Origin of the sequence: Nevskia sp., from assembly GCF_051860985.1 — a bacterium.
GTDB lineage: Bacteria > Pseudomonadota > Gammaproteobacteria > Nevskiales > Nevskiaceae > Nevskia.
Genome location: NZ_JBIMKV010000004.1, coordinates 139,127 through 157,307 on the forward strand (window position 1 = coordinate 139,127; position 18,181 = coordinate 157,307).

Genomic DNA, 18,181 nt, shown 5'->3' on the forward strand with positions numbered 1-18,181 from the left:
CACGAGCCCCGCCATGTCCCAGCGCCAGCACCATCTGCTCTCCGTCAACGGAGCCCGCATCCATGCCGTCGAGCAGGGGCAGGGGCCGCTGGTGCTGCTGGTGCATGGTTTCCCGGAGTCCTGGTACTCGTGGCGGCATCAGCTCGACGCGCTGGCCGCCGCCGGCTACCGCGCGGTGGCGATCGACCAGCGCGGCTACGGTCGTTCGTCGAAGTTCGCCCGGCTCGAGGACTACCGCATCCACCGGCTGGTTGATGACGTGGTCGGCGTCGTCCAGGCGCTCGGCGAACGCCGGGCCGTGATCGTCGGCCACGACTGGGGCGCGCCGGTGGCCTGGACCGCCGCCTGGCTACGCCCGGACGTGTTTCGCGGCGTCGTCGGCCTGTCGGTGCCGTTCTCCGGACGCGGGCTGGTGGCGCTGCCGGGCAGCCCGTTCGGCGAGCGCCATCCGGGCGAGCTGCATGCCGAACTGGCCGGCCCCGGCCAGACCTTCTACCAGGACCATTTCGGCGCGATGGACGGGGCCATTGCCGAGATCGAAGCCGATGTACGCGGCTGGCTGGCCGGCGCCGTCTGGTCGCTGTCCGGGGCGCCGCTGCAGGCGCTGCTGCCGGACTTCGCGACGATGGATCAGCTGACCCTGATTCGCGGCAGCGCGATGACCATCGCCGACGGCGGCCGCATGTGCGACCGCTTCCTGCCGCTGCCGCCGCGCCTGCCGGACTGGTTCGACGCGGCCGATCTCGATTTCTTCGCCAACGAGTTCGAGCGCTCCGGCTTCTTCGGCCCGCTGGCCTACTACCGCAACATGAGCGACAGCTGGGCCGATCTCGAAGCCCAGGCCGACCAGCCGCTGAGCGTGCCGGCGATGTTCATCGGCGGCGAGTTCGATGTCGCCACCGGCTGGGGCCAGGAAGCGATCGCCCGGATCGGCGAACGCGCCACCGACTGGCGCGGCACGGTGATCTTCCCGGGCTGCGGCCACTGGATCCAGCAGGAGCGGCCAGCCGCCACCAACGCCGAGCTGCTGCGCTTCCTGCGCGGCCTCGGCTGAACCTGCCGGGTGCTGCCGGCGGGGATGCCCGTCACGCCCGCTGCCGGGTCGTGACGGGCGCGGCGATCAGATGCCGGCCATGCAGGTGTACTTGACGACCAGGTAGTCGTCGATGCCGAGCCGCGAGCCCTCGCGCCCGATGCCGGACTGCTTGACGCCGCCGAACGGCGAGACCTCGTTGGAGATCAGCCCGGTGTTGACGCCGACCATGCCGTATTCCAGCGCGCCGGAGACGCGCCAGACGCGGCCGATGTCGCGCGAGTAGAAATAGCTGGCCAGGCCGAACTCGGTGTCGTTGGCCAGCTGGATCACTTCGGCTTCGGTGTCGAAGCGGAACAGCGGCGCCAGCGGGCCGAAGGTTTCCTCGCGCGCCACCAGCATGTCCGGCGTGGCGTTGGCGACCACCGTCGGCTGGAAGAAATAGCCACCCAGGCTGTGGCGCTGGCCGCCGGTCAGCAGGGTGCCGCCCTTGGCGAGCGCGTCGTGGATGTGTTCCTCGACCTTGGCCACCGCCTTGCCGTCGATCAGCGGGCCGACCCGGACGCCGTCGGCGGTGCCGTTGCCGACCGTGAGCTTTTCCACCGCCGCCACGAACTTGGCGGCGAAGGCCTCATAGACGCTGGCCTGCACGTAGATGCGGTTGGAGCAAACGCAGGTCTGGCCGGCGTTGCGGTACTTGGAGATCAGCGCGCCTTCGACGGCGGCATCGAGATCGGCGTCGTCGAAGACGATGAACGGCGCGTTGCCGCCGAGTTCCATCGACACCTTCTTGATCGTCGCGGCCGACTGGCTCATCAGCACGCGGCCGACTTCGGTGGAGCCGGTGAAGGTCAGCTTGCGGACCCGTGCGTCGGTGGCCAGTTCGGTGCCGACGTCGCCGGCCGCGCCGGTGACCACGCTGAACACGCCGGCCGGGATGCCGGCGCGTTCCGCCAGCACGGCCAGCGCCAGCGCCGACAGCGGCGTCTGCGAGGCCGGCTTGAGCACCATCGTACAGCCGGCGGCCAGTGCCGGGCCGGCCTTGCGGGTGATCATCGCGGCCGGGAAGTTCCACGGCGTGATCGCCGCGCAGACGCCGATCGGCTCGCGGGTGACGATCAGCCGCTGGCTGGCCATCGGCGCCGGGATCACGTCACCGGCAATCCGCTTGGCTTCCTCGGCGAACCATTCGATGAACGAGGCCGCGTAGGCGATCTCGCCGCGCGATTCGGTCAGCGGCTTGCCCTGTTCGGCCGTCATGATCTGCGCCAGGTCTTCCTGGTGGGCGAGGATCAGCGCGCACCAGGCGCGCAGCAGGGCGGCGCGCTCCTTGGCGGTCTTCGCCCGCCAGGCCGGCCAGGCCAGGTGGGCGGCTTCGATCGCGGCGCGGGTTTCGACGGCGCCGAGCTTCGGTACCGTGCCGACCCGCTCGCCGGTAGCCGGGTTGCGAACCTCGATCGTCGAGGCGCCGTCCAGCCACTGACCGCCGATGTAGCACTGGCTGCGCAGCAGGGTCGGATCTTGCAGGGTCAGGGGCATGGCGGAATCCGGGCGGTGGAGACAGGGCCCGAATCCTAGCAACCCATCGCCCGGCCTGCGGCCCGGCGGCCGCGAGGGCGGCTCAGCCGACGGCGCGGTCGCGGCCTTCCCAGAACGGCTTGCGCAGCTCGGTCTTCAGCACCTTGCCGGCGCCGGACACCGGCAGCGATTCGCGGATCTCCAGGCTGCGCGGGCACTTGTAGCCGGCGATGTGCTGCTTGCAGTAAGCGTACAGCTCGTCCTGAGAGAGGCTCATGCCGGGCTTCAGCACCACGGCGGCATGCACCGTTTCGCCCATCGCGGCGTCCGGGATGCCGATCACCGCGACGGCGGCCACCGCCGGGTGCTTGGAAGCGGCGTTCTCCACTTCCACCGAATAGATGTTCTCGCCGCCGGAAATGATCATGTCCTTCAGGCGATCGACGATGAACACGTAGCCGCCGTCGTCCATGTAGCCCATGTCGCCGGTGTGCATCCAGCCGTTCTTCAGCGCTTCGGCGGTGGCTTCCGGCTTGTTCAGGTAGCCGACCATCACGTTCGGCCCGCGGGCTATGATCTCGCCGACTTCGCCGCGCGGCTTCTCGACATCCTGCTCGTCAACGATCTTGACCCGCACGTGGTAGCTGGCGCGGCCGCCGGAGCGCAGGCGGTTGGCGGCGCGGCTGACGTGGTCGGCCGGCGGCAGCACGGTCATCACCGCGCTCATTTCGGTCATGCCGTAGACCTGCAGCAGGCTCACCTGCGGCAGCAGCGCCTGGGTGCGATCGAGCAGGGCTTCGGAGGCCGGCGAAGCGCCGTACATGATCCGCTGCACGCTGCCGAGATTGCGGGTCTTGGCGGCCGGGAAATCGACGAAGGCCTGCAGCATCGCCGGCACCAGCAGCAGATCGGTGATCTGTTCCGCCTCGATGACATCGAGCAGCAGGTCCGGCCGGAACACCGGCAGCACGATGTGGCGGCCGCCCCGGAGCAGCAGGCCGATGGTCAGCATCATGTCGGCCAGATGGAACATCGGCGCGGCATGCAGGCCGACGACGCCTTCCGGCAGCGCGCCCTCGGCCAGCACGTCGAGCCCGGAACTGAGCACGTTGCGGTGCGACAGCATCACGCCCTTCGGCTTGCCGGTGGTGCCGCCGGTGTAGAAGACGCCGAACAGCTCGTCGCCGCCGGCTTCGACATCGGCCACCGGCGCGCTGGCGGCGATCAGCGCTTCGTAGCCGACGGTGCCGGCCGGCTGCGGGCCATCGCCGGTGAAGATCACCTGCTTGAGGCCCGGCGTACCGGCCTTGATCGGTTCGATCATCGGCGCGAACTGGTCGTCGACGATGAGCAGCACCGAGTCGGAATCGTTCAGCGAATAAATCACTTCCGGCGCGCTCCAGCGGAAGTTCGCCGGATTGACCACGGCGCCGAGCCAGGCGATCGCCAGATAGCTTTCCAGGTAGCGGTCGGAGTTCAGCGACAGGATGCAGACCCGCGTGCCCCGGCCGATGCCCAGGCCCTGCAGGCCGCCGGCCAGGCGGGCCACGCGGTCGTGCAGCTCGCGGAACGTGCGGCGACGGTCCTTGCAGACCACGGCAATGGCGTCCGGCTTCTGTTGCACGGCCCGGTGCAGGCCCTGGGTGAATTGCATGTGAAATCCTCCGTGGATGGCTGTCGTTATCGAGGTCCCCGCCGGCGCGCAGCCCGACGCCCGGTGGCAGGGTCCGAGGACCGTCACCTTAGGCGGCCCCCGGTTGATCGTGCCCGACCAAAGTCGTGCCGTCGCCGGCCGTCGTTCCGAACCAAAGTGGGGCCTGCCGGCGGCCCCGGTCGTGGAGCATGCCGGCTCGCCTATTCTCCGGAACCTCTTGCCCATGACCGCCACTGCCCGCCCGCCCCGCAAGGCCGACACCCTGTACAGCGACCTCTTCTTTCCGGACGAGACCAAGGCGATCCGCAAGGAAGTGCGGGCCTTCTGCGACGAGGTGCTGGCGCCGGTTGCCCATCGCCTGAACACCACGCCGGAGTCCAAGGAGAACTTCGCCCGCGCCGAGTTCGAGGCGATGGCGAAAGCCGGCCTGTACGAGATTCCGTACGCCAAGGATGTCGGCGGCCGCGGTCTGGAATATCCGACCCTGGCGACGCTGACCGTGCTCGAGGAACTGGCCTACTACTCGCCGAGCCTCGCTTCGGCGCTTTACGACGGCCAGGCGATCCTGGTCGGCAAGACGCTGGAACGCGCGCCGGCGCACATCCGCAATCACTATCTGCCCAAACTCATCAAGGGCGAGTTCGTCGGCTGCTTTGCGACCTCCGAACCGAACGCCAGCACCGATCTGTCGGTGGCGTCGATGGAAACCGTTGCCACCAAGGTGCCGGGTGGTTACAAGGTCAACGGCGTGAAGCGCTGGATCACCAATTCGCCGGTCGGCGACCTGATCCTGGTGCTGTGCAAGACCGGCGAGACGCTGACCATGCTGCTGGCGGACATGCACCAGCCCGGCGTCACGGTGTCAGCCCCGGACCTGAAGATGGGCAACCACGTGCAGCTGACCGCCGACATCACGTTCAAGGACGTGTTCGTTGCCGATGACCACGTCGTTGGCCCGAAGGAAGGCAGCGGCCTGCGCACCGCGATCAGCGCGCTGGTGCTCGGCCGCATGGGCATCGGCGCGGTCGGCGTGGCGATGGGGCAGGCGGCGTTCGACTTCGCGACCCACTACATGACCCAGCGCAAGGTGTTCGGCCGCGAACTGGCCCGCATGCAGCACTGGCAGTACAAGTTCGCCGAGCACGCCACCCAGATCGAGATGGCGCGCAGCCTGTACCAGAAGGCCGCGATCCGCTTCGACAAGGAAGGCGGTGCCGACATCGAGGCGGCGATGGCCAAGGTGGTCGGCTCGCGTCTGGCCTGCGATCTGGCCCGCGACGCCATCCAGGTCTGCGGCGCCTATGGCTTTGTCAAAACACTGTCCGGCCCGGGCCAGAACTTCCCGCTGGAATCGATCTACCGCGACGCCAAGATCGGCGAGATCTACGAAGGGGCCAACGAGATCCAGAGCTGGGTGATTGCCCGCCACATCTTCGGTCGCGAGTACACCGGCTGAGCGCCTGAAAGCGCTCTCTGCGCGAGGCGGCCGCGACAGGACTTGGGGAATCTCTGCACAGATTCAGATCGTCATTCCGGCGAAGGCCCCGCGCAGTTTCGGGGCCAGCGCTTTCAAGGCCCTGGACCCCGGCTTTCGCCGGGGTGACGACCGATGCTGAGTGTCCTCAGTGATCCAGCAGCGACGGCGCCGCCCGCTGCGGGCAGCGGTTGCGCTCGCAGACCTTGCAGCCGGTGCCGATCGGCGTGGCGGCGTCCGGATCGGACAGATCGAGGCCGCGTGAGTAGATCAGCCGGTGGGCGTGGCGCAGGTCGCAGCCGAGGCCGACCGCAAAGGTCTTCTGCGGCCGGCCGTAGCCGACCGGGCCGCTGACCACCTGGCGGGCGATCCACAGATAGCTGCGGCCATCGGGCATCACCGCCGTCTGGGTCAGCACTCTTTCCGGCTGGCTGAACGCTTCGTAGACGATCCACAGCGGACAGGTGCCGCCGACTCTGGAGAAGTGGAAGTCGGCCGCCGAATGGCGTTTGGAGACGTTGCCGGCGCGATCGACGCGCACGAAGAAGAACGGCAGCCCCGGCATGCCTGGCCGCTGCAAGGTCGACAGCCGGTGGCAGACCGCTTCGAAGCCGACGCCGAAGCGGTTGGCCAGCCGCTCAATGTCGTAGGCCAGGCCTTCCGCCGACTGCAGGAACGCCGCGTACGGCATCACCAGCGCACCGGCGAAGTAGTTGGCCAGGCCGATCCGCGCCAGCCGCCGTGATTCCTCGCTGGTGAACTGGGCCTCGGCGATCAGGCGATCGAGCAGCGGCGCGATTTCCAGCAGCGCCAGCTGCACCGCCATCTGGAAGGCCTGCTGGCCGGGCCGCAGGTGGTCGGGCAGGCGCAGGGTGCCGGTGTCGGCCAGGTAGCTGCGCTTGGCCAGCGCCGCATCGCCGCCATCGGTACCGGAGACGATCTGCAGACGCACGCCGTGGCGGCTGCTCAGCCGCTGCGCGAGCCTGGATGCGACATCGCCGATCGCCATCGCGCTGTCGGCAAAGATCGCTTCGGCGGCCTCGTCCAGTTCGGCGACGTGGTTGTGGCGGCGGTTGAAGTAGTCGCGCACCTCGTCATGGGTGGCCGGCAGCGCGAACGAAGCTAGCTTGTGGCCGTCGCCGAGCCGTGCGGCCAGGCCGTCGGCGCGCTCGGTCAGGCCGCGATTGCGGCGATGCAGCTCGACGATCGCCCGCGCCACCGCCGGCATGTTCGAGGCCAGCGCGCGCAGCTCGGCCATCGACACCGTTTCCGCACCGGCATCGGCCAGCACGTCGCGGACGTCGGCGATCAGCCCGGCTTCCTGGTCATCGGAGAACAGCTGCACGTCGATGCCGAACTCGGCGTTGATGCGCAGCAGGATCGGCACCGTCAGCGGCCGCTGGTTGTGCTCGATCTGATTCAGGTAGCTCGGCGAAATGCCGAGCGCCTTGGCCAGCGCCACCTGGCTGATGCCGCGCTCCTCGCGCAGCCGCTGCAGCCGTACCCCCATGTAGGCCTTGGCCATCTCAGGATGCTTCGCAAGATTCGCAAAATCGGCTGCGGGTCTTCACATCAATTCGCCTTTTCAGTGCTGGTTTCACGGTTTCGGATGCGAATAATGCGAAACATCGCTGCGCTTGAACAGGGCGTTCCTGGCCCGGCCCGGCGACCCATTCCGAGGACCTTCGATGACCGTTGCCGCCCCTTCCGCGCCGTCTGCCGTTTCGACGCCCGTCGCCACCGTGCCCTTGCTGATCGGCGGCCAGTTCGTCGAATCGCGGGCCACCCAGTGGCGCGACGTGATCAACCCGGCCACCCAGCAGGTGCTGGCACGGGTGCCGTTCGCGACGCCGCAGGAGCTGGACGCGGCGGTCGAGGCGGCGAAGCAGGCTTTCGTCACCTGGCGCAAGACGCCGATCGGCGTGCGTGCGCGAATCTTCCTGAAGTACCAGCAGCTGATCCGCGAGCACATGAAGGAACTGGCGGCGCTGCTGACCGCCGAGCAGGGCAAGACGCTGCCGGACGCCGAGGGCGACATCTTCCGCGGCCTGGAAGTGGTGGAGCACGCAGCCAACATCGGCACCCTGCAGATGGGCGAGCTGGCCAACAACGTCGCCACCGGCGTTGACACCTACACACTGCTGCAGCCGCTCGGCGTCTGCGCCGGCATCACGCCGTTCAACTTCCCGGCGATGATCCCGCTGTGGATGTTCCCGATGGCGATCGCCACCGGCAACACCTTCATCCTCAAGCCGTCCGAGCAGGACCCGCTGGTGACCATGCGGCTGGTGGAACTGGCGCTGGAAGCCGGCATTCCGAAGGGCGTGCTGAACGTCGTCCACGGTGGCGAAGCGGTGGTCAACGGCCTCTGCGACCACCCGGACATCAAGGCGATCAGCTTCGTCGGCAGCACCCGGGTCGGCACCCACGTCTATCGCCGCGCCACGCTGGCCGGCAAGCGCGCCCAATGCATGATGGGCGCGAAGAATCACGCCGTGGTGCTTCCGGACGCCCACAAGGAGCAGACGCTGAACAACCTGGTCGGCGCCGCTTTCGGTGCCGCTGGCCAGCGCTGCATGGCGGCGTCGACGGTGGTCTTCGTCGGCGAATCGAAGCAGTGGATCGGCGATCTGGTCGAGCGCGCCAAGACCCTGAAGCTCAACGCCGGCCACGAGGCCGGCACCGATGTCGGCCCGGTGATGTCCTGCGCCGCCGCCGAGCGCATCCACGGCCTGATCGAGCGCGGCATCGCCGAAGGCGCGGTGCTGGAACTGGACGGCCGCCGGCCGCAGGTGCCGGGCTACGAGCAGGGCAACTTCGTCGGCCCGACGATCTTTTCCGGCGTGAAGCCGGGCATGGCGATCTACGACGAGGAGATCTTCGGGCCGGTGCTGGTGATCCTCGAAGCGGCCTCGCTCGACGAGGCGATCGAGCGCATCAACCGCAATCCGAACGGCAACGGCACGGCGCTGTTCACCCAGTCCGGTGCCGCCGCGCGCCGCTTCCAGGAGGACATCGACATTGGCCAGGTCGGCATCAACGTGCCGATCCCGGTGCCGGTGCCGCTGTTCTCGTTCACCGGCTCGCGGGCCTCGAAGCTCGGTGACCTGGGCCCGTACGGCAAGCAAGTGATCCTGTTCTACACGCAGACCAAGACCGTGACCCAGCGCTGGTTCGACGACGAGACCCTCCATGTTGGCGTCAACACGACCATCAGCCTGCGCTGAAGCCCAGGCGCCCGAAGCCCGGCCGGCGAACACCATGAACTTCGCGCTCTCCGATGATCAGCGGGCCTACCAGGACGCCGCGCGCAGCTTTGCCCGCGGCGAACTGGAACCCCACGCCGCGCGCTGGGATGCCGACGGCGAATTCCCGCTGGCGACCATCGCCCGCGCGGGCGAACTGGGCTTCTGCGGCATCTACACGCCGGAAGCGCTCGGCGGCCTGGGCTTAAGCCGGCTCGATGCCTCGATCATCCTCGAGGAACTGGCCGCCGGCTGCACCAGCACGGCGGCCTACATCACGATCCACAACATGGTCTGCTGGATGGTGGCGCGCTGGGCGCAGCCGGGCATCCGTGATCTCTGGGTGCCCAAGCTGGCACGCGGCGAGCGGCTCGGCAGCTACTGCCTGACCGAGCCTGATGCCGGCTCCGATGCCGCCTCGCTGAAGACCCGCGCAGAGAAGCACGGCGATGGCTACGTCCTCAACGGCGCCAAGGTGTTCATCTCCGGCGCCGGCTCCACCGACCTGCTGGTGGTGTTCGCCCGCACCGGCGGCGCCGGGCCGAAGGGCATCTCGACCTTCGCGGTGCCGGCCGACACGCCGGGCATCCGCTACGGCAAGAAGGAACACAAGATGGGCTGGAACAGCCAGCCGACGCGGGCGATCAGCTTCGACAACGTGGTGGTGCCGGAAGGCAACCGCCTCGGCGCCGAAGGCGAGGGCTTCACGATCGCGATGAAGGCGCTCGACGGCGGCCGCATCAACATCGCCACCTGTTCGGTCGGCACCGCTCAGGCGGCGATCGAACGCGCGCAGGCGCATCTGAACACCCGCAAGCAGTTCGGCCAGCCGCTGGCCGACTTTCAGGGCCTGCAGTTCCGGCTCGCCGACATGCTGATCGAGCTGGTGTCGGCGCGGCAGATGGTGCGGCTGGCGGCCTGGATGCTCGACAGCGACAGCCCGCAGGCCAGCACCTATTGCGCGATGGCCAAGCGCCACGCCACCGACATCGGCTTCAACGTCGCCAACCAGGCGCTGCAGCTGCACGGCGGCTACGGCTACAGCCGCGAGTACCCGCTGGAACGGCATGTCCGCGACAGCCGCGTGCACCAGATCCTGGAAGGGACCAACGACATCATGCGGGTCATCGTGGCCCGTGCCTTTTTGCGCGAAGGCGCACCGGAGATATTGAGATGAGCGTCAGCAGCAGCCCCTCGTACGCAAACCTGAAACTGGAAAAGCGCGGCCACACCGCGATCATCACGCTGGACAATCCGCCGGCCCACACCTGGACCGCCGACAGCCTTGCCGCGCTGAAGGCGCTGGTGCTGGACCTGAACGCCGACCGCGACATCTACGCGCTGGTGATCACCGGCGACGGGCCGAAGTTCTTTTCCGCCGGTGCCGATCTCAAGTTGTTCGCCGACGGCGACAAGGCCCGCGCCCGCGACATGGCGCGGCGCTTCGGCGAGGCCTTTGAAGGCTTGAGCGCGTTCCGTGGCGTCAGCATCGCGGCGATAAACGGCTTCGCGATGGGCGGCGGTCTGGAATGCGCGCTGGCCTGCGATATCCGCATCGCCGAAACGCAGGCGCAGATGGCGCTGCCGGAAGCCACGGTGGGCCTGTTGCCCTGCGCCGGCGGTACCCAGAACCTCGCCGCACTGGTCGGCGAAGGCTGGGCCAAGCGCCTGATTCTCTGTGGCGAGCGCATCGACGCGGCAACTGCGGAGAAGATCGGCCTCGTCGAGCAGGTGGTGCCGACCGGCACCGCGCTGGACGCCGCGCTGAAGCTCGCCGAAGCGACCGCCAGGCAGAGCCCGACCAGTGTCGCGATCTGCAAGACCCTGATCCAGAGCGCGCGCCAGATGCCGCTGAAGCAGGTGCTGCCGGTGGAGCGCGAAGCCTTCGTCGACCTGTTCGACACCCGCGACCAGAAGGAAGGCGTCAATGCCTTTCTCGGCAAGCGCAAGCCGGAGTGGTGCAATGGCTGATTCCGCAAGCCTCGCCGCGCCGGCCCCGGTGCTGTTCCGCGAGGTCACGGCCGCCAATGGCAGGAAGATTGGCTACGCGCTGCTGAACAGCGAGAAATCGCTGAATGCGCTGAACCTGGCGATGATCCGCCTGCTCGACGGCCAGCTGCGCGCCTGGGCCGGCGACCCGACCATCGCCTGCGTGGTGCTGAGCGGTGCTGGCGAAAAGGCCTTCTGCGCCGGCGGCGACGTGCGCGGCCTGTACGAGGCCATGCGTCGTCATCCGGGCAGCCTGCCGAACCCGGACGCGTGTCCGTTCTTCGCTGAGGAATACCGGCTCGATCACTTCATCCACCAGTACCCCAAGCCGCTGCTGGTCTGGGGCAGCGGCATCGTCATGGGCGGCGGTCTTGGTCTGTTCGCGGGTGCCAGCCATCGCGTGGTCACCGAGACCTCGCGGGTGGCGATGCCGGAAATCACCATCGGCCTGCTTCCGGATGTCGGCGGTAGCTGGTTCCTGCCGAGGCTGCCAGGCAAGGCCGGCCTGTTCCTGGCGCTGACCGGCGCCTCGGTCAACGGCCACGATCTGCTGCACGCACAGTTGGCCGATCACTTCCTGCGCGCGGCCGACCGCGATGCCGTGTTCGAGGCGCTGGCGCAGCTCGACTGGCGCGGTGACGCGACGCTTGACCGCACGCGCCTGGGTCAGCTGCTCGATGGCTACGCAGCGCAGGCCGCCGCGCTGCTGCCGGCCTCGAAGCTGGCGCAGCACGCGGCACTGATCGAATCACTGTGCAGCGGTGCATCGCTGGCCGAGGTGGTGGCCGCGATCACCGGCCTGCGCAGCGATGACAGCTGGCTGACCAAGGCGGCGGCCGCGCTCGCGGCCGGCTCGCCGACCACTGCGGCGCTCGTCTGGACGCTGTACCGGCGCGACGCGGCGCTGTCGCTGGCGGAGGTGTTCCGGCTGGAACTGGTCGTCGCGCTGCAGTGTTGCGCGCACGGCGATTTCGAGGAAGGCGTGCGGGCACTGCTGATCGACAAGGACCAGTCGCCGCGCTGGGCGGCGGCGACGCCGGCCCGCATCGACGCGCATTTCCAGCCGCCGGCCTGGCCCGGCGGCGTCCATCCGCTGGCCGACCTCTGAACCTGTTCCTGGAGATGTCCCCGATGCACAAGATCGCTTTCATCGGCCTCGGCAACATGGGTGCGCCGATGGCGCTGAACCTGCTCAAGGCCGGCTTCGCGCTGCGCGTGTTCGACTTGAGTGCCGGGCCGCTGCAGCGGCTGGCCGAAGCCGGCGCCGAGATCGCCGAGCACCCGGCCGATGCCGTCGCCGACGCCGACGCCGTCATCTCGATGCTGCCGGCCAGCGCGCACGTGCAGCGGCTGTACCTCGGCGCCGATGGTGTGCTCGCCGCCGTCCCGGCCGGCGCGCTGCTGATTGACTGCAGCACCATCGCCGCCGCCACCGCGCGGGAGGTGGCCGCAGCGGCGGCCGCGCGCGGCCTGACCATGATCGATGCGCCGGTGTCCGGCGGCACGGCGGGGGCGGCGGCCGGCACGCTGACCTTCATCGTCGGCGGCACGGCGGACGCCTTCGAGCGCGCCCGGCCGCTGCTCGGCGCGATGGGTCGCAATCTGTTCCACGCCGGCGGCAACGGCGCCGGCCAGGTCGCCAAGATCTGCAACAACATGCTGCTCGGCATCCAGATGATCGGCACCATCGAGGCGCTCCAGCTCGGCGTTGCCAGCGGTGTGGACGCCGCCGTGCTGTCGGACATCATGGCCCGCAGCTCCGGCCGCAACTGGACGCTGGAGGTCTACAACCCCTGGCCCGGCGTGATGGATGGCGTGCCTGCCGCGCGCGGCTACAGCGGCGGCTTCGGCAGCGATCTGATGCTCAAGGATCTCGGCCTCGCCGCCGAAGCCGCCGCCGCCGTGCAGGCGCCGATCGCGCTCGGCGCGCTGGCCCGTGAGCTGTACCGCCAGCACAGCGCCGCCGGCCACGGCGCGCTGGACTTCTCCAGCCTGCGCGAGGTGCCGGCCGGCTGAAACCGGTTGCGGATCGCGCGCGGTTCCCGCCGACCGGCCCGGCCCCGGTACACTCGCGCTCCGTCACAACAAAAGGGCAGGTCAGATGGCAAACGACCTCAAGATGCCCGCCCGCAAGGTGCGTGGAGGCAGAACTGCGCAGCTGGAGCCGCCGAACCTCGCGTTCGCGCTCGTGCAGACGCGCCTGCTCGCCGAGATGCGGCGCAGCGTGACGCCGGCGATCAAGCTGATTTCGGTGGTGGCGCCGACCGGCTATGGCAAGACCACCTTCGCCACCGCGCTGCACAAGCATTTCTCGACGGCCGGGCTGAACAGCTTCTGGATCGCGCTGGACGATCGCGACACCAGCACCGAGCGGGTCATCGACCTGCTCGAGGACGCGCTGATCGGCCGCCATTCCGATCCGCACCCGACGCAAACCCTGCTGCGCGGTGACGAGCCGCTGCAGAACCGCATCGATGCGCTGATCGACGCGATGGCGCAGCTGCCGGCGCCGTCGCTGGTGTTCCTCGACAACCTCGGCTACTGCACCGACGAGACGCTGGGCCTGCTGCTCGACCCGCTGCTGTTCCGCTCGCCGTCGTCGGTGCACTTCCTGTTTTCCAGCACCGAGCAGCTGCCGTTCAACCTGACCCGCGCCCGCCTCGAAGGCCGGGTGCGCGAGATCGGCTTTGCCGACCTGAGCCTGCGCCCGGACGAGATCCGCACGCTGTTCGGGCCTGAGCTGTGTGCGCAGCTCGGCGATGCGGCGATCGACAGCATCGCCCGCCAGACCGAGGGCTGGCAGGCGGCGGTGCGACTCGCGCAGATCATCCTGTCGACCGCCGACAAGCCGCTGGAAGCGCTGGAACGCTTCTCCGGCGCCGATGAGGATCTGTCGAACCTGCTGAACCGGCAGGTGCTGGCCGGATTTTCGCCGGAGGCGCGCCGCTTCCTGCTGGAAATCTCGCCGCTGCGCAGCTTCTGCGCCGAGCTGTGCCGGCAGGTCACCGGCGATGACGACGCCGACCGTCATCTGGCGCTGCTGCTGCGCCGCAACGTGTTCGTGATCCCGCTCGATCGCAACCGCAGCTGGTACCGGCTGCACGGCCTGTTCCGCGAATTCCTGGCCGAGGAGGCGCAGCGCGCGGTGCCAGCCGAGCGGCGCACGCAGATCCTGATCCGCGCGGCCGAATGGAACGAGCGCAACGGTCGCTGGCTCGACGCCGTCGACTACGCGTTGGCGGCCGGTTCGGCGCCGCTGGCCTGCGCGATTCTCGAACGGGTGGCGGCGACCTTCGTCCGTGATCGCGGCGATCTGCGCCAGTACATCGAATGGATCGAACGCCTGCACGGCGATGGCCACGAAGTCGGCTGGGAAGCCGATTTCTGGTACGTCTTCGCACTGGTCTTCCACCGCCGCTACGAAACCGCGCGCCAGCACAACGAGCGGCTGGCGCTGCGCGTCGAGCGCGAACAGGACAGCAGCGGCAAGCCCGGCCCGCTGGCCGAACTGAAGCGGCGCATCGAAGTGCTGCGCGTCTGCGTCGACATCTACACCGATCGCCTGGCCGACGCCCGCGTGCATCTGACCCGCTGGCTGGCCGAGCGCGGCGCCGATGATCCCTTCGACGTGGCGACCGTCTCCGCCGCCGCCAGCATCTCGCTGAGCAGCGCGTTCCGCTTCGTCGAATCGCGGCAGATGATGCGCGTCGCCCAGGCGGCGATCGCCCAGAGCGGCAGCGCCTACGGCGTCGGCTGGGTGCAGCTGCTGGCGGCGATGATCGACATGTTCGAAGGCGATTACGCTGCCGTCCACGGCGACATCCAGGCGGCGCTGGCGCGTGCGCGCGCGGCGCTCGGCGAGGGCGCTGGCATCACCCGCACCATCGCCTTCGTCGCCGCCCGCTGCGCGGTCGAGATGGGGCTCGACGAGGAAGCGCGCGGCCTGCTGAACCAGGGCCTGCGGGGCGCCCACACCCACGGCGTGGTCGACACCACGGCCGACGGCCTCGATGCGGCGGTGAAGCTGTGGTCCGGCCGGCCGGATGATCCGATCTCGATTCCGCTGCTGCGCGAGATCGCTGCCGGCTACCCGCCGCGCCTGGGCCTGATGCTGTCCTGCATGCTGGTGCAGCGGCTGGTGCGGCTCGGCCGGCTCGACGATGCGCTGGCCGAAGGGGCCCACATCGGCCTGACCGCCTCCGGCGGCGAGCCCCGGCTGGCGGCGCTGGATGGCCTGCAGGTGGCGCGTGCCGCCGATCTCTATGCCGCCGCGCAGATCGAACTGCTGATCGCTGCCGGCCAGCTGCGCCAGGCCGAGGCGCTGATCGCCGCCGAAACGCGGATCGCCCGCCAGGATGGCCGCAACGGCCGGCTGGTGGAACTGGCGCTGGCCGAGATGGCGGTGGCGATCTGCTCGCACAATCCGCAGCCGGCGGCGCGCCACTTCGTGCGTGCCATCGGTCTGGCGGCCCGGCGCCGTATCCTGCGGCCGTTCCGCGACCGGGCCGAGACCATCGCCGGCCTCGTCAACGAGACCAAGCCGCAGTCCTGGGGCTTCGTGCTCGACGAGGAGCGCCGCTTCTTCGTCGAGATCTGCAACGGCCTGCCACTGACCAACTCCTTCCTGGTCGAGCATCTCGACCAGCTGCAGGGCGAAGGCCAGCTGCTGGAAACGCCGACCGCGCGCGAGCTGCAGCTGCTCAGCCTGATCGAGGCAGGCCTTTCGAATCAGCAGCTTGCTGATCGCCTGAGCCTGTCGGTGGCGACCGTCAAGTGGCATCTCTACAACCTCTACACCAAGCTCGGCGTGTCCAGCCGGTCGGCGGCGCTGGCGCGGGCGCGGGCGCTCAACCTGATGTCGCGCTGAGGCGCCGCCCGCCGGCCAAACTATGGAATGGGACGCGGCCCGACCGCGCCGCTGAAGATGCGCTCATCAAAATCGCAACCAGGAGCAAGCGATGAGCGCAGCGATCCAGAACGCGGGCCCGGCCCGGGCCGAGAACCCACTCGACTACTTCAAGTACCTGCTGTCGCCGGTGATCCTGTCCGCCCACGCCTACGGGCTGTGGATGGGCGGCAACTACACGTGGATCGGCCTGGCGCTGCTGCTCGGCGTGCTGTTCTTCGATGCGTTCCTGAAGCCGGACTACTCGATCCGCTCGCAGCGTCACGCCTGGATCTATGACGTGATCGTGTCGATCACCGTGCTGGCGAGCTTCGTCAACATCCTGTTCTATTCGTGGCTGGTGGGGCACGAGCACTTCGCCACCACCGCGTCGGCGGTCGGCGCGTTCATCAGTACGCTGTTCATCGGCTTTGTCATCGGCGCGCCGCCGGTGCACGAGCTGTTCCACCGCGAAGGCCTGTTCCTGCGCTGGCTCGGCCGCATCGGCCAGTGCCTGGTGTTCGACCCGTGGCGCGAGATCACCCACGTGGTGACCCACCACATGCGCGTCGCCACGCCGGACGACCCGGACTACGCGCGCCGCGGCGATACCGTCTATGGCCACTTCCTGCGCACCTTCCCGGCCCAGTGGAAGGAGAGCTACCACCTCGAAAAGATGATGTGGACCAAGCGCGGCCGGAAGTGGTACGACCCGCGCAACGCCTGGGTCTTCAAGGCGACCTATTTCGGAACCTTCCTCGCCGTGCTCTACGCGCTCGGCGGCTGGAAGGGTCTGGGCCTGGCCTCGGCAACGCTGTTCTTCGGCCCGCGCATGCTGCTGGAAGTGTTCAATTACGTGAACCACTACGGGCTGGTGTCGGCCACGCCGGGGCGCTTCGAGAAGCACCACACCTGGAATCACATCACGCCGCTGACCCGCATCCTGGCGCTGGAGATCACCAACCACGCCGGCCACCACGACGACAGCTACAAGCCGTTCTACGCGCTGGAGCCGGACACCAACGGCCCGCTGCAGCCGCAGTTCCTGCTGGTGGTGCTGCTGGCACTGGTGCCGCCGCTGTTCTTCATGATGATCAAGCCGCTGCTCAAGCACTGGGACGAGCACTACGCGACCCCGGCCGAGCGCGAGATCGCCCGCCGCGAGAACGAGCGCGCCGGCTGGCACGAGCTGAACCGGCCGGACCCGAAGCGGGACCTGCCGGCCGGCCTCTGGAAATACGCCTGAGCGACCGAGGCCTCGACCATGCTGATGGAACCGACCGCACCGGCCGCCACTCGGACCGACCTTTGCCGCATCACCGTGCGCGGCAAGGATGGCAGCGAACAGAGCTTCGACGTGGGCCGCAACGACATGCTGCTGAAGGCAGCGGTCGCCCAGGGCATCGACTACCCGCACAACTGCCGGGTCGGTGTCTGCGGGCAGTGCAAGACCCGGCTGGTCGGCGGGCGCGTCAGCCCGATGGTCGACCTGGCGCTGTCGCCGCTGACCAATGAGCAGATCCAGGCCGGCTTCGTGCTGGCCTGCCAGGCCAAGGTGCGTTCCGACCTGGTGATCGACGTCAAGCTCGGCTCCGGCACCCAGCTGCCGGTGCGCTACGTGTCGGCCCAGGTGACGCGCTACCGCAAGCTGCCGGGCGAGGTCATCGACCTGCGGCTGGCGCTCGACGAGCCGGTGGCGTTCAACGCCGGCCAGTACTGCACGATCGCCGAATCCGGGTCGTTCACCCGGCGCAGCTATTCGTACTACGACGCGCCGCCCGCCGATGGCAGCGGCGCCCGCGAGGTCGGCTTCCTGGTCAAGCGGCTGCCCGGTGGCCGCTTCTCGGAATGGCTGTTCGCCGAGGACCGCAGCGGCGTCAAGTTCTGGGTCGAAGGCCCGTTCGGCGTGATGGGGGTCGACGATCTCGACCGCGACGGCCTGTGCGTGGCCGGCGGCACCGGGTTGGCGCCGATCCTGTCGATCGTCGGCGATCGCCTGCGCCGCTCGAAGACCGCGAAATTCACCATCGTGTTCGGTGTCCGCACGGCGGCCGACGTATTCGCCAACGAGCGCCTGCAGGCGCTGCTCGCCGAAGGCGGCGACCGCGTGCGGCTGGTGACCATCCTGTCGCACGAGCCGGCCGGCTCGGCCTGGACCGGGCCGCGCGGCATGGTGACGGCGGCGCTCGATGAAGCGCTGGGTGTCGACTACGCGCAGACCGCCGCCTTCATCTGCGGCAACCTCGGCATGGTCGAGGCTGTCGAACGGCGGCTGATCGGGCTGGGCGTGCAGGCCGATAGAATCCACGCCGACAAGTTCGTGCCGTCCGGCACGCCCTGAGCTGGCTGCGGCAGACGGCGGTGCGGGAAGGCCGGCGGCAGC

General features: G+C 68.9%; 13 protein-coding genes. 10 read left to right on the top strand and 3 right to left on the bottom strand.

Annotation, left to right across the window (positions count from 1 at the left end):
* Nucleotides 1–13 precede the first annotated feature (13 nt).
* Nucleotides 14–1,054 (top strand): alpha/beta fold hydrolase, encoded by a 1,041-nt coding sequence (locus ACTIGJ_RS05585; protein ID WP_439639296.1) that lies wholly within the window; start codon nucleotides 14–16, stop codon nucleotides 1,052–1,054.
* 66 nt (nucleotides 1,055–1,120) lie between these two features.
* Here the strand turns inward: ACTIGJ_RS05585 and ACTIGJ_RS05590 are convergent, their stop codons facing one another.
* Both ACTIGJ_RS05590 and ACTIGJ_RS05595 read right to left on the bottom strand, forming a co-directional pair.
* Nucleotides 1,121–2,572 (bottom strand): NAD-dependent succinate-semialdehyde dehydrogenase, encoded by a 1,452-nt coding sequence (locus ACTIGJ_RS05590; protein ID WP_439639297.1) that lies wholly within the window; start codon nucleotides 2,570–2,572, stop codon nucleotides 1,121–1,123.
* Between the two features lie 82 nt (nucleotides 2,573–2,654).
* Nucleotides 2,655–4,205 (bottom strand): long-chain-fatty-acid--CoA ligase, encoded by a 1,551-nt coding sequence (locus tag ACTIGJ_RS05595; RefSeq protein ID WP_439639298.1) that lies wholly within the window; start codon nucleotides 4,203–4,205, stop codon nucleotides 2,655–2,657.
* 223 nt (nucleotides 4,206–4,428) lie between these two features.
* On the opposite strand from ACTIGJ_RS05595, the gene ACTIGJ_RS05600 reads away from it, so the two are divergent.
* The gene (locus ACTIGJ_RS05600) at nucleotides 4,429–5,661 is read left to right on the top strand and encodes an acyl-CoA dehydrogenase family protein (protein ID WP_439639299.1); all 1,233 of its coding nucleotides are present in this window, start codon (nucleotides 4,429–4,431) and stop codon (nucleotides 5,659–5,661) included.
* 166 nt (nucleotides 5,662–5,827) lie between these two features.
* Here ACTIGJ_RS05600 and ACTIGJ_RS05605 read toward each other — a convergent pair whose 3' ends face one another.
* A complete protein-coding gene (locus tag ACTIGJ_RS05605) occupies nucleotides 5,828–7,204 on the bottom strand; it encodes a short-chain fatty acyl-CoA regulator family protein (protein WP_439639300.1) in 1,377 nt (458 codons plus the stop codon).
* A 163-nt stretch (nucleotides 7,205–7,367) separates the two neighbouring features.
* Here ACTIGJ_RS05605 and ACTIGJ_RS05610 point away from each other — a divergent pair, with 163 nt between their 5' ends.
* The 8 genes from ACTIGJ_RS05610 to ACTIGJ_RS05645 all read left to right on the top strand — a co-directional run bounded on the left by ACTIGJ_RS05610 (nucleotide 7,368) and on the right by ACTIGJ_RS05645 (nucleotide 18,139).
* Nucleotides 7,368–8,906, top strand: a complete 1,539-nt coding sequence (locus tag ACTIGJ_RS05610) for a CoA-acylating methylmalonate-semialdehyde dehydrogenase (RefSeq protein WP_439639301.1) — start codon at nucleotides 7,368–7,370, stop codon at nucleotides 8,904–8,906.
* A gap of 34 nt (nucleotides 8,907–8,940) precedes the next feature.
* Nucleotides 8,941–10,101: an acyl-CoA dehydrogenase family protein gene (locus ACTIGJ_RS05615; RefSeq protein ID WP_439639302.1), complete on the top strand. Its 1,161-nt coding sequence runs from the start codon at nucleotides 8,941–8,943 to the stop codon at nucleotides 10,099–10,101.
* A complete protein-coding gene (locus ACTIGJ_RS05620; protein ID WP_439639303.1) occupies nucleotides 10,098–10,895 on the top strand; it encodes an enoyl-CoA hydratase in 798 nt (265 codons plus the stop codon). The genes ACTIGJ_RS05615 and ACTIGJ_RS05620 overlap by 4 nt, the downstream gene beginning before the upstream one ends.
* Nucleotides 10,888–12,021: an enoyl-CoA hydratase/isomerase family protein gene (locus ACTIGJ_RS05625; RefSeq protein ID WP_439639304.1), complete on the top strand. Its 1,134-nt coding sequence runs from the start codon at nucleotides 10,888–10,890 to the stop codon at nucleotides 12,019–12,021. Before ACTIGJ_RS05620 ends, ACTIGJ_RS05625 begins: the two co-directional genes overlap by 8 nt.
* Nucleotides 12,022–12,044: 23 nt before the next feature.
* A complete protein-coding gene (mmsB, locus tag ACTIGJ_RS05630) occupies nucleotides 12,045–12,929 on the top strand; it encodes a 3-hydroxyisobutyrate dehydrogenase (protein ID WP_439639305.1) in 885 nt (294 codons plus the stop codon).
* A 103-nt stretch (nucleotides 12,930–13,032) separates the two neighbouring features.
* A complete protein-coding gene (locus ACTIGJ_RS05635) occupies nucleotides 13,033–15,780 on the top strand; it encodes a LuxR C-terminal-related transcriptional regulator (protein ID WP_439639306.1) in 2,748 nt (915 codons plus the stop codon).
* Nucleotides 15,781–15,871: 91 nt separating this feature from the next.
* Nucleotides 15,872–17,044, top strand: a complete 1,173-nt coding sequence (locus ACTIGJ_RS05640) for a hypothetical protein (protein ID WP_439639307.1) — start codon at nucleotides 15,872–15,874, stop codon at nucleotides 17,042–17,044.
* Between the two features lie 18 nt (nucleotides 17,045–17,062).
* A complete protein-coding gene (locus ACTIGJ_RS05645; RefSeq protein ID WP_439639308.1) occupies nucleotides 17,063–18,139 on the top strand; it encodes a 2Fe-2S iron-sulfur cluster-binding protein in 1,077 nt (358 codons plus the stop codon).
* Nucleotides 18,140–18,181: the final 42 nt, after the last annotated feature.